The sequence below is a fragment of the Streptomyces sp. NPDC028289 genome, from assembly GCF_055565975.1.
This window is the reverse complement of the sequence record NZ_JBVHTI010000001.1, coordinates 532,161-549,371: the sequence shown is the minus strand read 5'-3', so window position 1 is coordinate 549,371 and position 17,211 is coordinate 532,161. Positions and strand designations below refer to the sequence as shown.

Here is a 17,211-nt window from a genome sequence, read left to right as displayed (position 1 = left end):
CTTTAGATTTACGGGTCCGGGGCAGCTCCTGCCCTGGTAGCGCCGGTCATCCCGCACGCCCGGAACCCTCCCGTCCGTCGCGCTCGAAGGGCTCCCTCCCCATGTCCGTCACCGCTCGTGAGGAGAGCACGCCACCCGCCGTGGCCACGCTCCGCTCCGGCTCGCTCGGCACCGCCGACATCGCCTTCTTCGTCATCTCCGCCGCCGCCCCGCTCACCGTGATGGCCGGCGTCGCCCCCCTCGCCGTCCTGCTCGGCGGCATCGGCGCCCCGGCCGGCTACCTCATCGCCGGCATCACCCTCGCCGTCTTCGCCGTCGGCTTCACCACCATGAGCCGGCACGTCAGGAGCGGCGGCGCCTTCTACGCGTACATCACCCGCGGCCTCGGCCGCCCCGTCGGCATCGGCGCGGCGCTGCTCGCCCTCGTCGGCTACAACGGCATGGAGATCGGCGTCTACGGCCTGCTCGGCAGCGCAGGGCGGGACACCGCCAAAGCCCTGTTCGGCCTCGACGTCCCCTGGCTGCCGATCGCCCTCGCCGGTCTCCTCCTCATCGGCTACGGCGGCTACCGCTCCATCGAGTTCGGCGCCAAACTGCTCGGCGTGCTGCTGGTCGCCGAGACCGGCATCCTCGTCCTGCTCGCCGGCGGGGTACTGGTGAAGGGCGGCGCGCACGGCCTGTCGGCCGCCTCCTTCGCCCCGCACCACGTGTTCGTCTCCGGTACGGCCGTCGTCCTGGCCTTCGCCTTCGCCGCCTTCACCGGCTTCGAGTCGACCGTCATCTACCGCCGCGAGGCCCGCGACCCCGACCGCACCGTCCCGCGCGCCACCTACGTGGCCGTCGCGTTCCTCGGCCTCTTCTACGCCTTCATGGTGTGGATCATCATCCAGGCCTTCGGGAACCAGGACGTCATCGCGGCCGCCGCCAAGGACCCCGGCGGGCTCTTCTTCACCGCCATCACCACCTACGTGGGCGGCTGGGCGGCCGACCTGATGCACGTCTTCATCGTGACCAGCATCATCGCCTCGCTCCTCGCCTTCCACAACGCGATCAACCGCTACGCCCTCGCCCTCGCCGAGGAGGGCGTGCTGCCCAGGGCACTGGGCACGATCCACCCGCGCCACCGCTCCCCGTACCTGGCCGGTGCCGCCCAGACCGTCCTCGGCTTCCTGGTCGTGCTCGGCTTCTGGGCGGCGGGCGCCGACCCGTACGACCAGCTGCTGCTGTGGGTCAACACCCCGGGAATGATCGGCCTTTTCGCGCTCCAGCTGCTCGCCGCCATCGCGGTGCCCTGCTACTTCCGCCGGGTACGGCACGAGGAGGGCACCCTGCGCACCGTGGTCGCCCCGACCGTCGCCGCCGTCCTCCTCGCCACCGCGATAGGGCTCGTCATCACGCACATCGACCTGTTCACCGGCGCGTCGAGCACGGTCAACACCCTGCTGATCGTCATCGCGCCCGCCGTCTTCGTCGCGGGCCTGGGCCTCGCGTGGTGGCTGCGCCGCGAACGGCCCGAGGTGTACGCGGACTTCGCGTCCGAACCGACCGAATAGCCCTGCCGAACAAAGGAGTTCCACCGCACCATGACCGCCACCGCCGCCCCCGACCTGATCCTGACCGGCGCCGAGGTCCGCACCCTCGACCCCGCCCGGCCGTACGCCACCGCCGTCGCCGTGCGCGACGGGGTGATCGCCGCCGTCGGCGACGAGCGGGACGTACGCGACTGGCGGGGGCCGGGCACCGAGGTCGTGGCGCTGGACGGCGCGCACCTGGTGCCCGGCCTGGTGGACGCGCACAGCCACCCGGTGTGGGGCCTGGACATGGCGACCGGCGCCGACCTGTCGGGCGTCCGCGACCTGGCGGGTCTGCGGGCGGCCCTGTCCGGGGCCGAACGGACCGGCGGCTGGGTGGTCGGCTTCGGCCTCGACCACAACGCGTTCGAGGGACGGCGCGTCGACCGCGCGCTCGTCGAGGACGTACTCGGCGGCGCGCCCGCCTTCCTCCGGCTCTACGACGGCCACTCCGCCCTGGCCAGCGGCGCGGCGCTCGCTGCGGCCGGGGTCACGGGCGCGCGGGCCTTCGCCCAGCGGTCGGAGGTCGTCTGCGACCCCGAGGGCCGTCCCACCGGGCATCTCGTCGAGCACGCGGCGATGCAGCTGGTCGAGCGGGCGATGCCCCGCCCCTCGTACGCGGCCCGCCGAGCCCGCCTCGTCGAGCTGCTCGCCGCGATGGCGGCCACCGGGCTGACCGGGGCGCACGTCATGGACGCGGGCGACGCGGAGCTGGTCGGGGCGGTGGCCGAGGAGACCGTGCTCCCGCTGCGGCTCCGCTTCGCCCCCTGGTGCATGCCGGGGGTCGACGAGGCCGGGCTGGCGGAACTGGTCGCGGCCCAGGGGCGGGGCGGGCGGCACTGGACGGTCGACGGGGTGAAGTTCTTCATGGACGGCACGGTGGAAGGGGGCACCGCCTGGCTGGAGCACGCGGACTGCCACGGGCAGGGCACGGAGGCGTTCTGGCCGGACCCCGAGGCGTACGCGGCCGCCGTACGGCACCTGCACGCGGCCGGGGTGCGCACGGCCACGCACGCGATCGGGGACGCGGCGGTACGGCATGTCCTGGACGTGGTGGCGGGGCTGGGCCCCGGCGCGGCCGGCCGGCATCGCGTCGAGCACATCGAGACGGCTCCGGACGCGCTGCTCCCTCGCTTCGCGGAGCTGGGGGTGGCTGCGTCCATGCAGCCGCCGCACACGGCGTACACCCGGGCCGACGGCACCGACGAGTGGTCGCGCCGGCTGGGTGCCGACCGCGCCGGACACGCCTGGCGCCTGCGCGACCTCCGCGACGCGGGCGCGACGGTCGCCCTCGGCTCGGACTGGCCCATCGCCCACTACGACGTACGCGCCGTCCTGGCGACGGCCCGCGCACCACGCGGCGCCGCGTCGGGCCCGGGCCTGACCGCCCTGGAGGCCCTGGAGGGCTGCACGAGCCACGCGGCCCGGGCAGCGGGCGAGGCGGCCGTCGCAGGCCGCATCGCGCTCGGCTACCGCGCCGACCTGACGGCGCTCGCCCTGGACCCCGTCGAGTCCGCGTCGGACGAACTGACAGAGGCCCCGGTACGGCTGACGGTGACCGGCGGCCATGTGGTCCACCGGGGAGAGCGGTAGGCGTCCGGGTGGGCTGAGCGGGGCCCGGCACCGCCGGTCACCGCCGTCCTGGTGGGGCGCCGTCGCGGCGGACGAAAGGGGTGCGGACCCAAGCCGGTCCCGGTCGCCCGCAGGGCGCCGGCTCAGCCGCTCGCAGGGCTGCGCAGCAGAGTCGTTCCCGTCGGCTGTCGGGGCAGGGCGTGCGGCAGGGTGCCGTACCAGAGGCGGGCCACCGCGAAGCCGAAGGTCAGGCAGAGGGCGCCGCCCACCGCGTCCAGCCAGAAGTGGTTGGCGGTGGCGACGATGACGAGGAGGGTGGCCGTGGGGTAGAGGAGGCCGAGGAGCCGGACCCAGGGGACCGAGGCCAGGGCGAAGATCGTCAGGCCGCACCACAGCGACCAGCCGATGTGCATGGACGGCATCGCGGCGTACTGGTTGGACATGTGTTTCAGGTCGCCGGAGGCCATCGAGCCCCAGGTGTGGTGGACCGTCACCGTGTCGACGAAGCGGCCGTCGCTCATCAGGCGGGGCGGGGCGAGCGGGAACAGGTAGTAGCCGAGGAGGGCCACCCCGGTGGTGGCGAAGAGGGCCAGGCGGGCCGCCGCGTAGCGGCCGGGGTGGCTGCGGTAGAGCCACACCAGTACGCCCAGCGTCACGACGAAGTGCAGCGTCGCGTAGTAGTAGTTCATGCCGATGATCAGCCAGTCCACCGAGTTCACGGCGCGATTGACCGACTCCTCGACGGCGATCCCCAGGTGTCGCTCGGCCGTCCAGATCCAGTCGGCGTTGCGCAGCGCCTGCGCCTTCTGCTCCGGGACCGCGTTGCGGATCAGCGAGTAGGTCCAGTAACTCACCGCGATCAGCAGGACCTCGAACCAGAGCCGGGGCCGGCGCGGGGTGCGCAACCGCCGTAGGAGTCCCTGTTCTCCCTCGCCCGTGACGGTCCGCGGAAGGGTCTGTGGTGCGCGACCTTCCGGCTCTGTCACGGTCGAGTCACTCATAGGCACAGAGTCTGCCAGAAAAGACGTTGTCGACAGATCATCCCAAGGTTGGGTTCACGGTGCACGTTCTACGGCAGGGCGACTACTTCCCGGGTACTGCCGCCGTGGAACCGCGTACCACCAATTCCGGCATGAAAACGAACTCGCTGTGCGGAGCCGGGGTGCCGCCGATCTCCTCCAGCAGGGTGCGCACCGCCGCCTGGCCCATCGCCGGGACCGGCTTGCGGATGGTGGTGAGAGGGGGATCGGTGAACGCGATGAGGGGGGAGTCGTCGAAGCCGACCACGGAGACGTCCCGGGGGACGTCGAGGCCGCGCTGCCGGGCCGCCCGTATCGCGCCGAGCGCCATCATGTCGCTGGCGCACACGATCGCCGTGCAGCCCCGGTCGATGAGCGCCGTGGTGGCCGCCTGGCCGCCCTCCAGGGTGTAGAGCGAGTGCTGGACCAGTTCGGACTCGATCGTGGCCGCCGGCAGGCCCAGCTGGTCCTGCACCGCCCGCACGAACCCCTCGATCTTGCGCTGCACGGGGACGAACCGCTTCGGGCCGAGGGCGAGGCCGACGCGGGTGTGGCCGAGGGAGACGAGGTGGGTGACGGCCAGGGTCATCGCGGCCCGGTCGTCGGGGGAGATGAACGGCGCCTGCACCTTCGGCGAGAAACCGTCCACCAGGACGTACGGCACGCCCTGCGCCCGCAGCCGCTCGTAGCGCTGCATGTCGGCCGTCGTGTCGGCGTGGAGCCCGGAGACGTAGATGATGCCCGCGACCCCGCGGTCCACCAGCATCTCGGTCAGCTCGTCCTCCGTGGACCCGCCCGGGGTCTGGGTGGCGAGCACGGGGGTGTAGCCCTGCCGGGTCAGCGCCTGCCCGATGACCTGCGCAAGCGCCGGGAATATCGGGTTCTCCAGCTCGGGCGTGATCAGGCCCACCAGGCCCTCGCTGCGCTGCCGCAGCCGTACCGGACGCTCGTACCCGAGGACGTCCAGGGCGGCGAGCACGGACTGGCGGGTGGTGGCGGCGACGCCCGGCTTCCCGTTCAGGACCCGGCTCACCGTCGCCTCGCTCACCCCCGCCTGCGCTGCGATGTCGGCAAGCCGTGTGGTCACGGCACTGGACTGTACCGGCCGTATGTCCCCTTGCACACCGATCGGGCGCCTGATGCGGCCTGGGGGGCGGCCCGTTCCGGGCTGCTGCGTCATCGCACTCCCTACTGAAACATGACGGCAAGAGCTTGCAGAGTCTTGCACAAGTGGCCGCCGCAGCGCTCTACCCCCGTAAACAAGCGTCTCACGGCGGTCGCCGACAGGTCACGCCCGGATAACTTCGGAGATCTCTTGCACTTTTTTGCTGCAAGGTCTTTCGCAAGGCTTACATCGCTGTTACGTTCCCTGACGCCCGGCCGCCGCAGCAACGGCGCAGTCGGCACGACAGCGGGACGGTGGACGGGACCACCCCCGCATCACTCGGGCTTAACCCTCAAGGAGAACTCATGCGGCGTGGCATAGCGGCCTCCGCGCTGGTGGCGTCCCTCGCCCTCACGGCGACGGCGTGCGGCGGGAGCGACAGCGACAGCAAGTCGGACGGCCCGGTCACCATCACCTGGTGGGACACCTCCAACGCCACCAACGAGTCGCCGACGTACAAGGCCTTGGTCAAGGAGTTCGAAGCCGCGAACAAGGACATCAAGGTCAACTACGTCGACGTCCAGTTCGACCAGGCGCAGAACAAGTTCGACACGGCCGCCCAGTCCGGCAAGGGCGCCCCCGACGTACTGCGCTCCGAGGTCGGCTGGACCCCCGCCTTCGCCAAGGCCGGCTACTTCGTGCCGCTGGACGGCACCGCCGCCCTCGCCGACAAGGACAAGTTCCAGTCCAGCCTGATCACCCAGGCCCAGTACGAGGGCAAGACCTACGGCGTCCCGCTGGTCACCGACACCCTCGCCCTCGTATACAACAAGGCGCTCTTCAAGAAGGCCGGCATCACCGCGGCCCCCACCAGCTGGGACGAGGTCAAGGCCGACGCCGCCAAGATCCAGGACAAGGCCAAGACCACCGGCTACTGGGGTCCCGAGGCCGCGTACTACACGCAGCCCTTCCTCTACGGCGAGGGCACCGACATGGTCGACGCCTCCGCCAAGAAGATCACCATCGCCTCGGCGGCCGCCAAGAAGGGCTACCAGACCTGGCTGGACCTCTACTCCGGCAAGGGCCTGCACAAGGCGGACGTCACCGCCGACGCCTACGCCCACCGCCAGGACGCCTTCGTCAACGGCAAGGTCGCCATGACCATCGAGGGCCCCTGGGAGATCACCAACTTCTACAAGGGCTCCGCGTTCAGCGACAAGTCCAACCTCGGCATCGCCACCGTCCCGGCCGGCTCCACCGGCAAGGCGGGCGCCCCGACCGGCGGCCACAACCTGTCGGTCTACGCCGGCTCGGACAAGGCCCACCAGGCCGCGGCCGAGAAGTTCGTCGCCTTCATGACCTCCGCGAAGACCCAGACGGAGATCGCCCTGAAGAACTCCACCCTGCCGACCCGCTCCGACGCCTACACCGCCCAGGTCAAGGCCGACCCGGGCATCGCCGGCTACCAGGCCGTCCTCTCCTCCGCCCAGCCGCGCCCGGCGCTCGCCGAGTACTCCTCCCTGTGGGGCCCGGTCGGCACCGAGCTGACCAAGGTCGCCGGCGGCAAGGAGTCCCTGGACAAGGGCCTGAGCACCGCCGAACTCGGGATCGAGAAGCTCGTCCCCGACTTCAGCAAGTAAGCGCCGGCCGGCCGCCGGAGCGCCCCCGTTCAGGGGGGAGTGCTCCGGCGGCCACCGGCCTGTGCCCAGCCCGATCCCGGAAGAACCAGAAGGTGTCGAACCCATGACAGTCGCCATCGACCGCGCGACCGGCCAGCGTCACGGTGACCGCGCGCCCCGCCCCGGGCTGGGCCAGCGGCTGAAGAACAACTACCAGAAGTACTGGTACGCCTACGCGATGATCGCCCCCGTGGCCGTCGTCCTCGGGGCGCTCGTCATCTACCCGTTGGTGTACGGCTTCTACCTGACGTTGACCGACGCCAACAGCCTCAACACCGCCCGCACCATCGGCGTCAACCACATCGACGCCACCTACAAGTTCATCGGCCTGGACAACTACAAGGACATCCTGTTCGGGCCGACGTCCTACGACCGCTTCTGGTCCCACTTCCTCTGGACGATCGTCTGGACCGCGCTCTGCGTCACCCTGCACTACACGATCGGCCTCGGCCTCGCCCTGCTGCTCAACGAGAAGTTCCGCGGCCGCACCTTCTACCGCATGGTCCTGGTGCTGCCCTGGGCGGTGCCGACCTTCGTCACCGTCTTCGGCTGGCGGTTCATGCTCGCCGACGGCGGCATCGTCAACAGCGCCCTGCACTTCCTCCATCTGCCGCAACCCGCCTGGCTGGAGGACACGTTCTGGCAGCGGGCCGCGGCGATCCTCGTCAACACCTGGTGCGGTGTGCCGTTCATGATGCTCTCGCTGCTCGGCGGCCTCCAGGCCATCGACGGCACGCTCTACGAGGCCGCCGAGATGGACGGCGCGAGCGCCTGGCAGCGCTTCCGGTACGTCACCCTGCCGGGCCTGAGGTCCGTCAGCTCCACCGTCGTACTCCTCGGCATCATCTGGACGTTCAACCAGTTCGCCGTCATCTTCCTGCTCTTCGGCGACACCGCCCCCGACGCGCAGATCCTGGTCACCTGGGCCTACTACCTCGGCTTCGGACAGCAGCCGCGTGACTTCGCCCAGTCCGCCGCCTACGGCATGCTGCTGCTGGCCATCCTGATCGTCTTCACCTCCTTCTACCGCCGCTGGCTCAACCGCAACGACCAGCAGCTCGCGATCTGAGGCAGGAGTTCCCATGAGTACGACCACTGTCCAGACCTCCGCCCAGGTCGCCGAGGAGGCCCCCGTGACCAGCAGCCCGCGCCGCGTCCGCGGCCGGGGCGAGCGCTCCCCGCTCGCCTCCGCCGTCACCCACGGCATCCTGGGTGTCGCGAGCATCGTCGCGTTCTTCCCGGTCGGCTGGCTGATCTTCCTCTCCCTCGGCCCGGACAAGGACGACTACCTGCACCCCAGCGGCATCTGGCACAAGATGACGCTGGACAACTACTCGGTCGTCCTGCAGCACACCGGGTTCTGGGACTGGTTCAAGACGACGATGATCGTCGTCGGCGGTACCACGGTCATCGGCCTGATCCTCGCCGCCACCACCGGCTACGCGGTCTCCCGCATGCGCTTCCCCGGCTACCGCAAGTTCATGTGGCTGCTGCTGGTGACCCAGATGTTCCCGATCGCCGTGCTGATCGTGCCGATGTACCAGATCATGTCGCGGCTCGGCCTCATCGACAGCTACCTCGGCCTGATCCTCGTCTACTGCACCACCGTCGTGCCGTACACGGCGTGGCTGCTCAAGGGCTACTTCGACACGATCCCCTTCGAGATCGACGAGGCGGGCCGCGTCGACGGGCTCTCGCCGTTCGGCACGTTCGGCCGGCTGATCCTGCCCCTCGCCAAGCCCGGCCTCGCGGTCGCCGCGTTCTACAACTTCCTCACCGCCTTCGGCGAGGTCGCGTTCGCGTCGACGTTCATGCTCAGCGACGACAAGTACACGTTCGCGGTGGGGCTGCAGAGCTTCATCAGTGAGCACGACGCGCAGCGGAACCTGATGACGGCGACGGCGGTGCTGATCGCGATACCGGTGGCCGTGTTCTTCTACCTCGTGCAGAAGAACCTGGTGACCGGCCTTACAGCCGGCGGAACGAAGGGGTGACCGCTGGCTGAGCCGCGGGGGCCGGCCGTCGTTCGGCTGCGGCGCCGTTGTGGCTGGTCGCGCAGTTCCTCCCCCAGCCTTCGGCCGGGGGTGCCCCCAGCGCCCCTTTCGGGGCGCTGCACCACCGCCCCTTTCGGGGCGCTGCACCACCGCCCCTTTCGGGGCGCTGCACCACCGCCCCTTTCAAGGGCGCCCCGACTCCCGTGCGCCCGAACGCGCGGGTTGGCGGCCGTGGTCTCCATCCGACCCCGCTGTGACCACGGCCGCCTCTACACCCCACCTCTGACCCGATGACCGTGTTACGACGCATCAAGGACGCCATGAGCCAGCAGCACTCCGCCGCCGACCCGGCCCCGACTACCGCCACCATCGCCCGTCGCCGTGACTGGTGGCGGGACGCGGTGATCTACCAGGTCTATCCGCGCAGCTTCGCCGACAGCAACGGCGACGGGATGGGGGACCTGGAAGGCGTGCGTTCCAGACTCCCGTACCTGCGCGACCTCGGTGTCGACGCCGTGTGGCTCAGCCCGTTCTACGCCTCCCCGCAGGCCGACGCCGGCTACGACGTCGCCGACTACCGCGCCGTGGACCCCATGTTCGGCAACCTGCTGGACGCGGACGCGCTGATCCGGGACGCCCATGGACTGGGCCTGCGGATCATCGTCGACCTGGTGCCCAACCACTCCTCGGACCAGCACGAGTGGTTCAAGCGGGCGCTGGCGGAGGGCCCCGGTTCGCCGTCGCGCGACCGCTACCACTTCCGGCCGGGCAAGGGCGAGAACGGCGAACTCCCGCCCAACGACTGGGAGTCCATCTTCGGCGGTCCGGCCTGGACCCGGGTGGCCGACGGGGAGTGGTACCTCCACCTCTTCGCCCCCGAGCAGCCCGACTTCAACTGGGAACACCCCGCCGTCGGCGACGAGTTCCGCTCCATCCTGCGGTTCTGGCTGGACATGGGCGTGGACGGCTTCCGTATCGACGTCGCCCACGGCCTGGTGAAGGCGGAGGGGCTGCCGGACATCGGCGGCGCCGACCAACTCAAGCTGCTGGGCAACGATGTCATGCCGTTCTTCGACCAGGACGGTGTGCACGAGGTCTACCGGCAGTGGCGGCACGTCTTGGACGAGTATGCCGGTGAGCGCATCTTCGTCGCCGAGGCCTGGACGCCGACCGTCGAGCGCACTGCGAACTACGTCCGCCCGGACGAGCTCCACCAGGCGTTCAACTTCCAGTACCTGAGCACGGAGTGGGACGCCGCCGAACTCCGCAAGGTCATCGACCGCACCCTGGAGGCGATGCGCCCGGTCGGCGCCCCCGCCACCTGGGTGCTCTCCAACCACGACGTCACCCGGCACGCCACCCGCTTCGCCAACCCGCCCGGCCTCGGCACCCAGATCCGCACGGCCGGCGACCGGGAACTGGGTCTGCGCAGGGCGCGGGCGGCCACCCTCCTCATGCTCGCGCTGCCCGGCTCGGCCTACGTCTACCAGGGCGAGGAGCTCGGCCTCCCGGACGTCGTGGACCTGCCCGACGAGGTCCGCCAGGACCCCGCGTACTTCCGGGGTGAGGGTCAGGACGGCTTCCGGGACGGCTGCCGGGTGCCGATCCCGTGGGAGCGGGAGGGCTCGTCGTACGGCTTCGGGTCCGGGGGCAGCTGGCTGCCGCAGCCCGCGAACTGGGGCGAGCTGAGCGTGGCGGCGCAGACCGGGGTGGCCGGTTCCACCCTGGAGCTGTACCGCAGCGCGCTGCGCGCCCGGAGTGAGCAGGCCGACCTCGGCGCGGGCGACGCGGTGGAGTGGCTGCGCGCCCCGGAGGGCGTACTCGCCTTCCGGCGCGGGGAGTTCGTGTGCGTCGCGAACACGAGCGGGGAGTCGGTGACGACTCCGGCGTACGGCAGGGTGCTGCTCGCCAGCGGTGAACTGACGGAGGCGGACGGCGAGGCGAAGCTGGCGGCCGACACCACCGTGTGGTGGACCAACGCCTGATCATCGACTGAGCACCGGCTTGACCTACACCTGACGGGGCGTCACTCGGTAACTTCTTGCAGCAACTTCACAGGGCCCGCTACCCATTCGGGGAGCGGGCCCTTAACATCTGCGCAACCGCAAGGTTTCAGCAAGGTTTCTGCAAGAGCCTTCAATGGTGAAGGAACCCCACATGGCACGTAAGACCCTCTCCGCCGCTCTGGCGCTGGCCGCCTGTAGCGTTGTCATGGCCCCGTCCGTCGCGTCGGCCTCCCCGCCCGGCACCAAGGACGTCACCGCCGTCCTCTTCGAGTGGAACTACGGCTCGGTCGCCAGGGAGTGCACCAACACCCTCGGCCCCGCCGGCTACGGATACGTCCAGGTCTCCCCGCCCGCCGAGCACATACAGGGCTCGCAGTGGTGGACGTCGTACCAACCGGTGTCGTACAAGATCGCGGGCAGACTCGGCGACCGCACCTCCTTCCAGAACATGGTGAACACCTGCCACGCGGCCGGTGTGAAGGTGGTCGTCGACACCGTCGTCAACCACATGTCCGCGGGCAGCGGCACCGGCACCGGCGGCTCGTCGTACACGAAGTACAACTACCCCGGTCTGTACTCCTCCTACGACTTCGACGACTGCACCTCCCTCGTCTCGAACTACGCCGACCGCTGGAACGTCCAGCACTGCGAACTCGTCGGCCTCGCCGACCTGGACACCGGCGAGGAGTACGTCCGCAAGACCATCGCCGGCTACATGAACGACCTGCTGAGCCTCGGCGTCGACGGCTTCCGCATCGACGCGGCCAAGCACATCCCGGCCGAGGACCTCGCCAACATCAAGACCCGGCTGACCAACCCCTCCGTGTACTGGAAGCAGGAGGTCATCTACGGCGCCGGCGAGGCCGTCCAGCCGACCGAGTACACCGGCAACGGGGACGTCCAGGAGTTCCGCTACGCCTACGACCTCAAGCGCGTCTTCAACAACGAGAACCTCGCCTACCTGAAGAACTACGGCGAGGGCTGGGGGTACATGAGCAGCTCGGTCGCCGGCGTCTTCGTCGACAACCACGACACCGAGCGCAACGGCTCCACGCTGAACTACAAGGACGGCGCCAACTACACCCTGGCCAACGTCTTCATGCTCGCCTACCCCTACGGCGCCCCGGACATCAACTCCGGCTACGAATGGTCGGACGCCGACGCCGGACCACCCAACAACGGTGTGGTGAACGCCTGCTGGCAGGACGGCTGGAAGTGCCAGCACGCCTGGCCGGAGATCATCCGCATGGTCGCCTTCCACAACGCGGTGCGCGGCGAGGCGGTCACGAACTGGTGGGACGACGGCGCCGACGCCATCGCCTTCGGACGGGGCGCCAAGGGGTACGTCGCCATCAACCACGAGACGAGCTCGCTGACCCGGACCTACCAGACGTCGCTGCCGGCCGGGACGTACTGCAACGTCCAGGCGAACACGTCGGTGACGGTCAACTCGAGCGGCCAGTTCACCGCCACCCTGGCCGCCAACACCGCCCTCGCGGTCTACGCCGGGAAGTCCACCTGCTGAGGATCCATCCGCTGCGTCCCGATCACCGACAGCAGCCGCAGCGCCTCCTCGGACCGTGACCCCGGGGTGGCGGTGTAGATCACGACCTGCTGGTCCCGGTCGGTGATGTCCAGGGCGTCGCAGTTCACGGTGACCGGGCCCACCACCGGGTGCCGGAACGTCTTGACCAGGGTGGGCTCGGCGGACACGTCGTGCGACTCCCACAGCCGCCCGAACTCCTCGCTCCCTGCGAGGAGTTCGGTCACCAGGCCGGTCACCTCGGGTGAGCCGGGGTACCGGCCGGCCGCGGCCCGCAGGCGCTGCGCAGACAGCCGGGCGAAGGCGTCCACGTCCGACACCCCGTACAGCCTGCTGCCCGCCGGGCGCGGGGTGAGGAACGCACGGCGCATCAGGTTGCGGTCGCGCGGGGGCAGCGCGGAGAAGTCCTCCATGAGGGCGGCCGCCAGATCGTTCCAGGCCAGTACCTCGAAGGTCGCGGAGGTCACGAACGCGGCGGCCTGCGGCAGCCTGCGCAACAGGTCCAGGAGGCTCTGCCGGACCTCGCGCGAGGGCCCGGGCAGCGGCCCCGGCGGCGCCCCGGCGAGATGGTGGAGATGCCCGCGCTCGGCGTCGGACAGCCGCAGCGCCCGCGCCAGCCCGCCCAGCACCTCACGCGACGGGCGCGGCCCCCGCGCCTGCTCGAGACGCGTGTAGTACTCCGTGGAGATGAACGCCAGCTGCGCCACCTCCTCGCGCCGCAGTCCGGGCGTCCGGCGGCGCGGGCCGCGCGGCAGCCCCACCTCGGCGGGGGAGATCCGCTCACGCCGGCTGCGCAGGAAAGCGGCGAGTTCTTGCCTGTCCACGCGTCCAGTGTCACCCGTCCGCCCGACCCCATCCAGGTACCGTCGGTGCCTGGATGGGCCCCGCGCCCGGACGCAGGCTCGACGCCATGGAAAACACTGCGATCACCTACCAGGGCCTGCTGACCGGCAAGGTCGCCTTCGTCACCGGAGCCGGCCGCGGCATCGGCGCGGCCTCCGCCCGGCTCTTCGCCCGCGAGGGCGCCCGGGTCATGCTGGCGGCCCGCACGGAGGCCCAGCTCAAGACGGTCACCGAGGAGATCCGCGCGGCGGGCGGCACCGCGGACCACGTGGTCTGCGACCTGGCCGACGCGGCGAGCGTCCGCGCGGCCGTGGACCGCACGGTGGAGGTCTACGGCCGCCTGGACCTCGCCTTCAACAACGGCGCGATCGGCCAGCACCACCCCGGCCCCGTGGACGAACTCCCGGAGGCCGAGTTCGACCACCTCACCGCCGTCAACCTCAAGGGCGTCTGGCTGGCCATGACCGCCGAGGTCGCCGCCATCCGCGCCACCGCGGGCACCGGCGCCATCGTCAACAACTCCTCCGTCGGCAGCCTGCGCGCCAACCCCGTCCTGCCGGTCTACGGCGCCCTGAAGCGCGCCGTCAACAGCCTCACCGAGTCGGCCGCCGTCACGTACGGCCCCGAGGGCATCCGCGTCAACGCCGTCGCCCCCGGCGGCACGCTCACCGAGATGATCCGCGACTGGGAGGCGGCCACCCCCGGCGTCATCGACCACATAAAGTCCGTGTCGCCCCTGCGCCGCATGGCCGCCCCCGAGGAAATCGCCGAGGCCGCCGCGTGGCTCCTGAGCGACCGGGCCTCCTTCGTGTCAGGCGCGATTCTGCAGGTGGACGGCGGGGCCGGGGCGTAGGCGCCGCCGTCCATGGCGCGGGACGTCAGTCCGTAACGTCGATGTGGCCGGCCAGCGCGGTGACCGAGAGGTCACCGTGGTCGACCCACTGGTGGAACGCCAGCGTCTTGTGCTTGGTCGAGGCGGGCGGGGTGATCTCCAGGTAGGAGGCGTGCACCGCGCCCGAGGTGCCGGTGTTGGCGTGGGTCCAGGCGACGACGGCCTCGGCGCTCTGGCCGTCCTTGAGGACCAGGGTCTTCTTGCCCGGGTCCTTGGCGTACCAGGTGTTGCCCCAGTGCGTGTGGGTCGTGATCGCCTTGTGCGCGGAGTTCTCCAGGCCCAGGCCGGGGTAGCCGCGCAGCGCACAGGTCTTGCCGCTGAGGTTGCGCAGCCTGATGACGACACCCTCGTGGTTCATGCCACCGGCGAGCTGCCGGCCGAAGGTGGCCTTGAGCGCGGCGGCGGAGCAGGTGGGCGTGGCCTCGGCGGCGCTCGGGCTCGCGGCCTCGGCGGTACCGGCCCAGGCGAGCCCCAGGGCGGCGACGGCCGCCGCGGCGAGCACCGTACGGCCGAGCCTGCGGCCGGTGCGGTGCCGGGTGGTGGTGGACAGGTCGGTGGTCTTCCGGTGTGCGTTCACGGTGACAGTGCTCCACTCGCGCTCTGCGGCGCGGACCGCGGCGTGCGGCCCGCGCCGTTCTCGTGTGCCGTACACAAGGTCAGATGCGCGGTACTCCGGATTTGTTCACGAACGCCGACAGGAAATTTCCGTACCTGTCCGCGACCGCCCGGCTACTTCCAGGTGTCACTCGTCGTGTAGCCGGACGAGGTGCCCGTCGTGTACGAGCGGTTCGTGCCCGACTCCCAGGTCACGTTCCCTGAGCTGTCCTTCTTGATGTACTTGTACGTGAAGGCGGTGCTCTTCGGGACGATCACCAGCTTGCTCCACGTCGGGTACGACTCCGACGACAGCGGGATCGCGTCGCCGGTGTTCCAGGAGCCGAGGGAGGCGAGGGAGCCGACGACGTAGACGTTGGTGCCGTAGTCGGTGGTGGCGTACTCGTTGAAGGTGACGTCCGTGGCGTCGGTGTTCGCCACGTTCCAGGAGTTGTCGAGGGAGAGCGCCGATGTGGTGGTCGTGGCCGACCTGTTGGCGTTGGACTCCCAGGTCACATTGCCCGAGCTGTCCTTTTTAATATATTTATACGTGAAGGACGTGTTGATCGGGACGCTCACCGCGCCCGACCAGATCGGGTACCCGGAGGACGAGAGCTGGATCGCCTTCGAGGTGTCCCAGCCGCCCAGGGCGTCGATGGAGCCGACCACGTAGACGTTGGTGCCGGTCGTGGTGGAGGCGTACTCGTTGAAGGTCGCGGTCACCGTGGAGGTGGAGCCGCCGCTGCTGCCGCTGTCGTCGCAGCCGACCGTGCAGGTGTAGGAGGAGTTGTAGAAGGCGACGGCGTCCTTCGCGGGGATCGTGATGCTCGCGTTGCCGCCGGAGACGGTGACCGTGGTGGCGCCGCCGTCGATGACGTCGGAGTACGTGCCGTCCGCCATGCCGGTGGCGAAGGTGTAGGTGGCCGCCGACGAGCCGTTGTTGACGGCGAAGAACCCGGCGCCGCTGCGGCCGAAGCCGATGACGTTCGACGACATGGTCTGCCAGTTGGAGACGGCCGCGCTGCCGGCCGCGTTGTGCCAGGCCACCATGCCGACGACGGCGGTGTCGCGGTCGAGGCAGTTCCAGCCGTTGGAGCAGTCCGTGTCGGTGACGAAGCCGGACGAGTTCGGCGGCGCCTGGTCGCTCTGGGTCCACTGCCAGCTGGAGTAGATGGTCGGCGTCGACCACTTGTAGGCCAGCTCGAAGAGGTTGGCGAGCTTGTAGCTGTCGCCGTCCTTGTAGCTCATGTGCAGGCCGTTGCGCTCGGTGTCGTGGTTGGTCACGAAGGACACCGAGTTCGCGGCGGGCAGGATGCCGGACGAGGGCAGTGACGACAGGTCGCTGACGTTGCCCTGGAAGGCCGACTTCATCTTGCTCGCGTACGTGAAGTCGAGGACGTCGCCGGAGCCGTAGTAGTCGCTGGGCTGCGGGGTGGAGCCGGGGTAGACCTCGTCGAAGACGTACGGCGCCGCGCCGGAGGTCGTGGTGTTCAGCTTGGCGACGATGGCCGCCATGTCGGTGGCCGGGATGTGCTTGGCCGAGTCCACCCGGAAGCCGTCGACGCCCAGGGCGATCTGCTTGTTGAGGAAGGCGGCGAGGCCCGAACGGACGTTGTCGGCGCTGGTCTTGAGGTCGGGCAGGCCGAGCAGTTCGCAGTTCTGGACCTGGGTGAGGTTCGAGTAGTCCTGGATGGTCAGGTCGGAGGTGGGGCAGTCGGCGGAGGTGTGGTAGTCGCTCGGGTTCCAGTCCGGGGTGTCGTACTTGTTGGTGATGGTGGTGCCGTCGTAGCCCGTGCCGGTCTGCGCGGCCGTGTGGTTGATGACCGCGTCCGTGTAGACCTTCACGCCGGCCGTGTGGCAGGCGGAGATCATCGACGCGAACTGCGTCGCCGTACCGAAACGGCTGTTCAGGGTGTACGAGTACGGCTGGTAGACGTCCCACCAGTAGTAGTTGGACTGCTTGAGGGACTCGGAGGGCGGGGCGACCTGGACGGCCCCGTAGCCGGCCGGGCCGAGGACGTGGGTGCACTCGGATGCGACCGAGTTCCAGTTCCATTCCCAGAGGTTGGCGATCACGTCGCCCTTGGCCGTGGTGTCCGCCTGCGCGGGGGCGGCCGGCAGGGCGATCAGGCCCGCGAGCGCCAGGGCGCCCGCGGCGACTGCGCCGGCGGTGCGCCGGAAGACACCCGGGGGGTGGTGTCTGGTGGTCATGTGCGGCTCCGAAACGAGATCCGATACGAACGGGACAGGTTTCAACAACCCGTGAGCGTGCGGCAGTTGAGACAGGCCGTCAATACGCCTCGTGAAAGTTCTTGCTGTGAGTTTCAAGCCTCTTGCTGTAAACCTTTCGTTAGCGGTACGGTCGCGCCGGGTCGGACCCAAGAGAGCCGCTA

General features: G+C 70.0%; 13 protein-coding genes. 8 read left to right on the top strand and 5 right to left on the bottom strand.

Annotated elements, in window-relative coordinates:
- Positions 1-101: 101 nt before the first annotated feature.
- The gene (locus tag ACZ4UV_RS02485; protein ID WP_451018380.1) at positions 102-1,553 is read left to right on the top strand and encodes an APC family permease; all 1,452 of its coding nucleotides are present in this window, start codon (positions 102-104) and stop codon (positions 1,551-1,553) included.
- A gap of 30 nt (positions 1,554-1,583) precedes the next feature.
- Positions 1,584-3,164 carry an amidohydrolase gene (locus ACZ4UV_RS02480; RefSeq protein WP_467835451.1) on the top strand — a complete coding sequence of 527 codons (1,581 nt, stop codon included), beginning with the start codon at positions 1,584-1,586 and terminating at the stop codon, positions 3,162-3,164.
- A gap of 122 nt (positions 3,165-3,286) precedes the next feature.
- On the opposite strand, the gene ACZ4UV_RS02475 is transcribed toward ACZ4UV_RS02480, so the two are convergent.
- Positions 3,287-4,144: a phosphatase PAP2 family protein gene (locus tag ACZ4UV_RS02475; RefSeq protein WP_467835449.1), complete on the bottom strand. Its 858-nt coding sequence runs from the start codon at positions 4,142-4,144 to the stop codon at positions 3,287-3,289.
- Positions 4,145-4,226: 82 nt separating this feature from the next.
- Positions 4,227-5,249, bottom strand: a complete 1,023-nt coding sequence (locus ACZ4UV_RS02470) for a LacI family DNA-binding transcriptional regulator (protein WP_351491514.1) — start codon at positions 5,247-5,249, stop codon at positions 4,227-4,229.
- A gap of 383 nt (positions 5,250-5,632) precedes the next feature.
- Between ACZ4UV_RS02470 and ACZ4UV_RS02465 the strand changes: the two genes are divergently transcribed.
- The 5 genes from ACZ4UV_RS02465 to ACZ4UV_RS02445 all read left to right on the top strand — a co-directional run bounded on the left by ACZ4UV_RS02465 (position 5,633) and on the right by ACZ4UV_RS02445 (position 12,471).
- Positions 5,633-6,907: an extracellular solute-binding protein gene (locus ACZ4UV_RS02465; RefSeq protein WP_451018377.1), complete on the top strand. Its 1,275-nt coding sequence runs from the start codon at positions 5,633-5,635 to the stop codon at positions 6,905-6,907.
- A 103-nt stretch (positions 6,908-7,010) separates the two neighbouring features.
- On the top strand, positions 7,011-8,015 hold the full coding sequence (locus tag ACZ4UV_RS02460; protein ID WP_351491508.1) for a carbohydrate ABC transporter permease: 1,005 nt from the start codon (positions 7,011-7,013) through the stop codon (positions 8,013-8,015).
- 13 nt (positions 8,016-8,028) lie between these two features.
- Positions 8,029-8,940 (top strand): sugar ABC transporter permease, encoded by a 912-nt coding sequence (locus ACZ4UV_RS02455; RefSeq protein WP_467835443.1) that lies wholly within the window; start codon positions 8,029-8,031, stop codon positions 8,938-8,940.
- 320 nt (positions 8,941-9,260) lie between these two features.
- Complete coding sequence (locus ACZ4UV_RS02450; protein ID WP_467836485.1) at positions 9,261-10,925, top strand: glycoside hydrolase family 13 protein; 1,665 nt, start codon at positions 9,261-9,263, stop codon at positions 10,923-10,925.
- Between the two features lie 172 nt (positions 10,926-11,097).
- A complete protein-coding gene (locus ACZ4UV_RS02445; protein WP_467835441.1) occupies positions 11,098-12,471 on the top strand; it encodes an alpha-amylase in 1,374 nt (457 codons plus the stop codon).
- On the opposite strand, the gene ACZ4UV_RS02440 is transcribed toward ACZ4UV_RS02445, so the two are convergent.
- Entirely contained in the window at positions 12,447-13,313 is an 867-nt protein-coding gene (locus ACZ4UV_RS02440; RefSeq protein WP_451019981.1) for a helix-turn-helix transcriptional regulator, read from the bottom strand. The genes ACZ4UV_RS02445 and ACZ4UV_RS02440 overlap by 25 nt on opposite strands.
- Before the next feature lie 86 nt (positions 13,314-13,399).
- Here ACZ4UV_RS02440 and ACZ4UV_RS02435 point away from each other — a divergent pair, with 86 nt between their 5' ends.
- Positions 13,400-14,185 carry an SDR family NAD(P)-dependent oxidoreductase gene (locus tag ACZ4UV_RS02435; protein ID WP_451019980.1) on the top strand — a complete coding sequence of 262 codons (786 nt, stop codon included), beginning with the start codon at positions 13,400-13,402 and terminating at the stop codon, positions 14,183-14,185.
- 25 nt (positions 14,186-14,210) lie between these two features.
- Here ACZ4UV_RS02435 and ACZ4UV_RS02430 read toward each other — a convergent pair whose 3' ends face one another.
- Positions 14,211-14,801 carry a DUF4232 domain-containing protein gene (locus ACZ4UV_RS02430; RefSeq protein ID WP_467835437.1) on the bottom strand — a complete coding sequence of 197 codons (591 nt, stop codon included), beginning with the start codon at positions 14,799-14,801 and terminating at the stop codon, positions 14,211-14,213.
- A gap of 152 nt (positions 14,802-14,953) precedes the next feature.
- Positions 14,954-17,029: a carbohydrate-binding module family 20 domain-containing protein gene (locus ACZ4UV_RS02425; RefSeq protein ID WP_467835435.1), complete on the bottom strand. Its 2,076-nt coding sequence runs from the start codon at positions 17,027-17,029 to the stop codon at positions 14,954-14,956.
- Between the last annotated feature and the right edge of the window lie 182 nt (positions 17,030-17,211).

Bases quoted from the DNA above. Each gene is read 5' to 3' on its own strand.
- ACZ4UV_RS02485 (WP_451018380.1), top strand. From the start codon at position 102: ATGTCCGTCACCGCTCGTGAGGAGAGCACGCCACCCGCCGTGGCCACG.
- ACZ4UV_RS02480 (WP_467835451.1), top strand. From the start codon at position 1,584: ATGACCGCCACCGCCGCCCCCGACCTGATCCTGACCGGCGCCGAGGTC.
- ACZ4UV_RS02475 (WP_467835449.1), bottom strand. From the start codon at position 4,144: ATGAGTGACTCGACCGTGACAGAGCCGGAAGGTCGCGCACCACAGACC.
- ACZ4UV_RS02465 (WP_451018377.1), top strand. From the start codon at position 5,633: ATGCGGCGTGGCATAGCGGCCTCCGCGCTGGTGGCGTCCCTCGCCCTC.
- ACZ4UV_RS02460 (WP_351491508.1), top strand. From the start codon at position 7,011: ATGACAGTCGCCATCGACCGCGCGACCGGCCAGCGTCACGGTGACCGC.
- ACZ4UV_RS02455 (WP_467835443.1), top strand. From the start codon at position 8,029: ATGAGTACGACCACTGTCCAGACCTCCGCCCAGGTCGCCGAGGAGGCC.
- ACZ4UV_RS02450 (WP_467836485.1), top strand. From the start codon at position 9,261: ATGAGCCAGCAGCACTCCGCCGCCGACCCGGCCCCGACTACCGCCACC.
- ACZ4UV_RS02445 (WP_467835441.1), top strand. From the start codon at position 11,098: ATGGCACGTAAGACCCTCTCCGCCGCTCTGGCGCTGGCCGCCTGTAGC.
- ACZ4UV_RS02435 (WP_451019980.1), top strand. From the start codon at position 13,400: ATGGAAAACACTGCGATCACCTACCAGGGCCTGCTGACCGGCAAGGTC.
- ACZ4UV_RS02425 (WP_467835435.1), bottom strand. From the start codon at position 17,029: ATGACCACCAGACACCACCCCCCGGGTGTCTTCCGGCGCACCGCCGGC.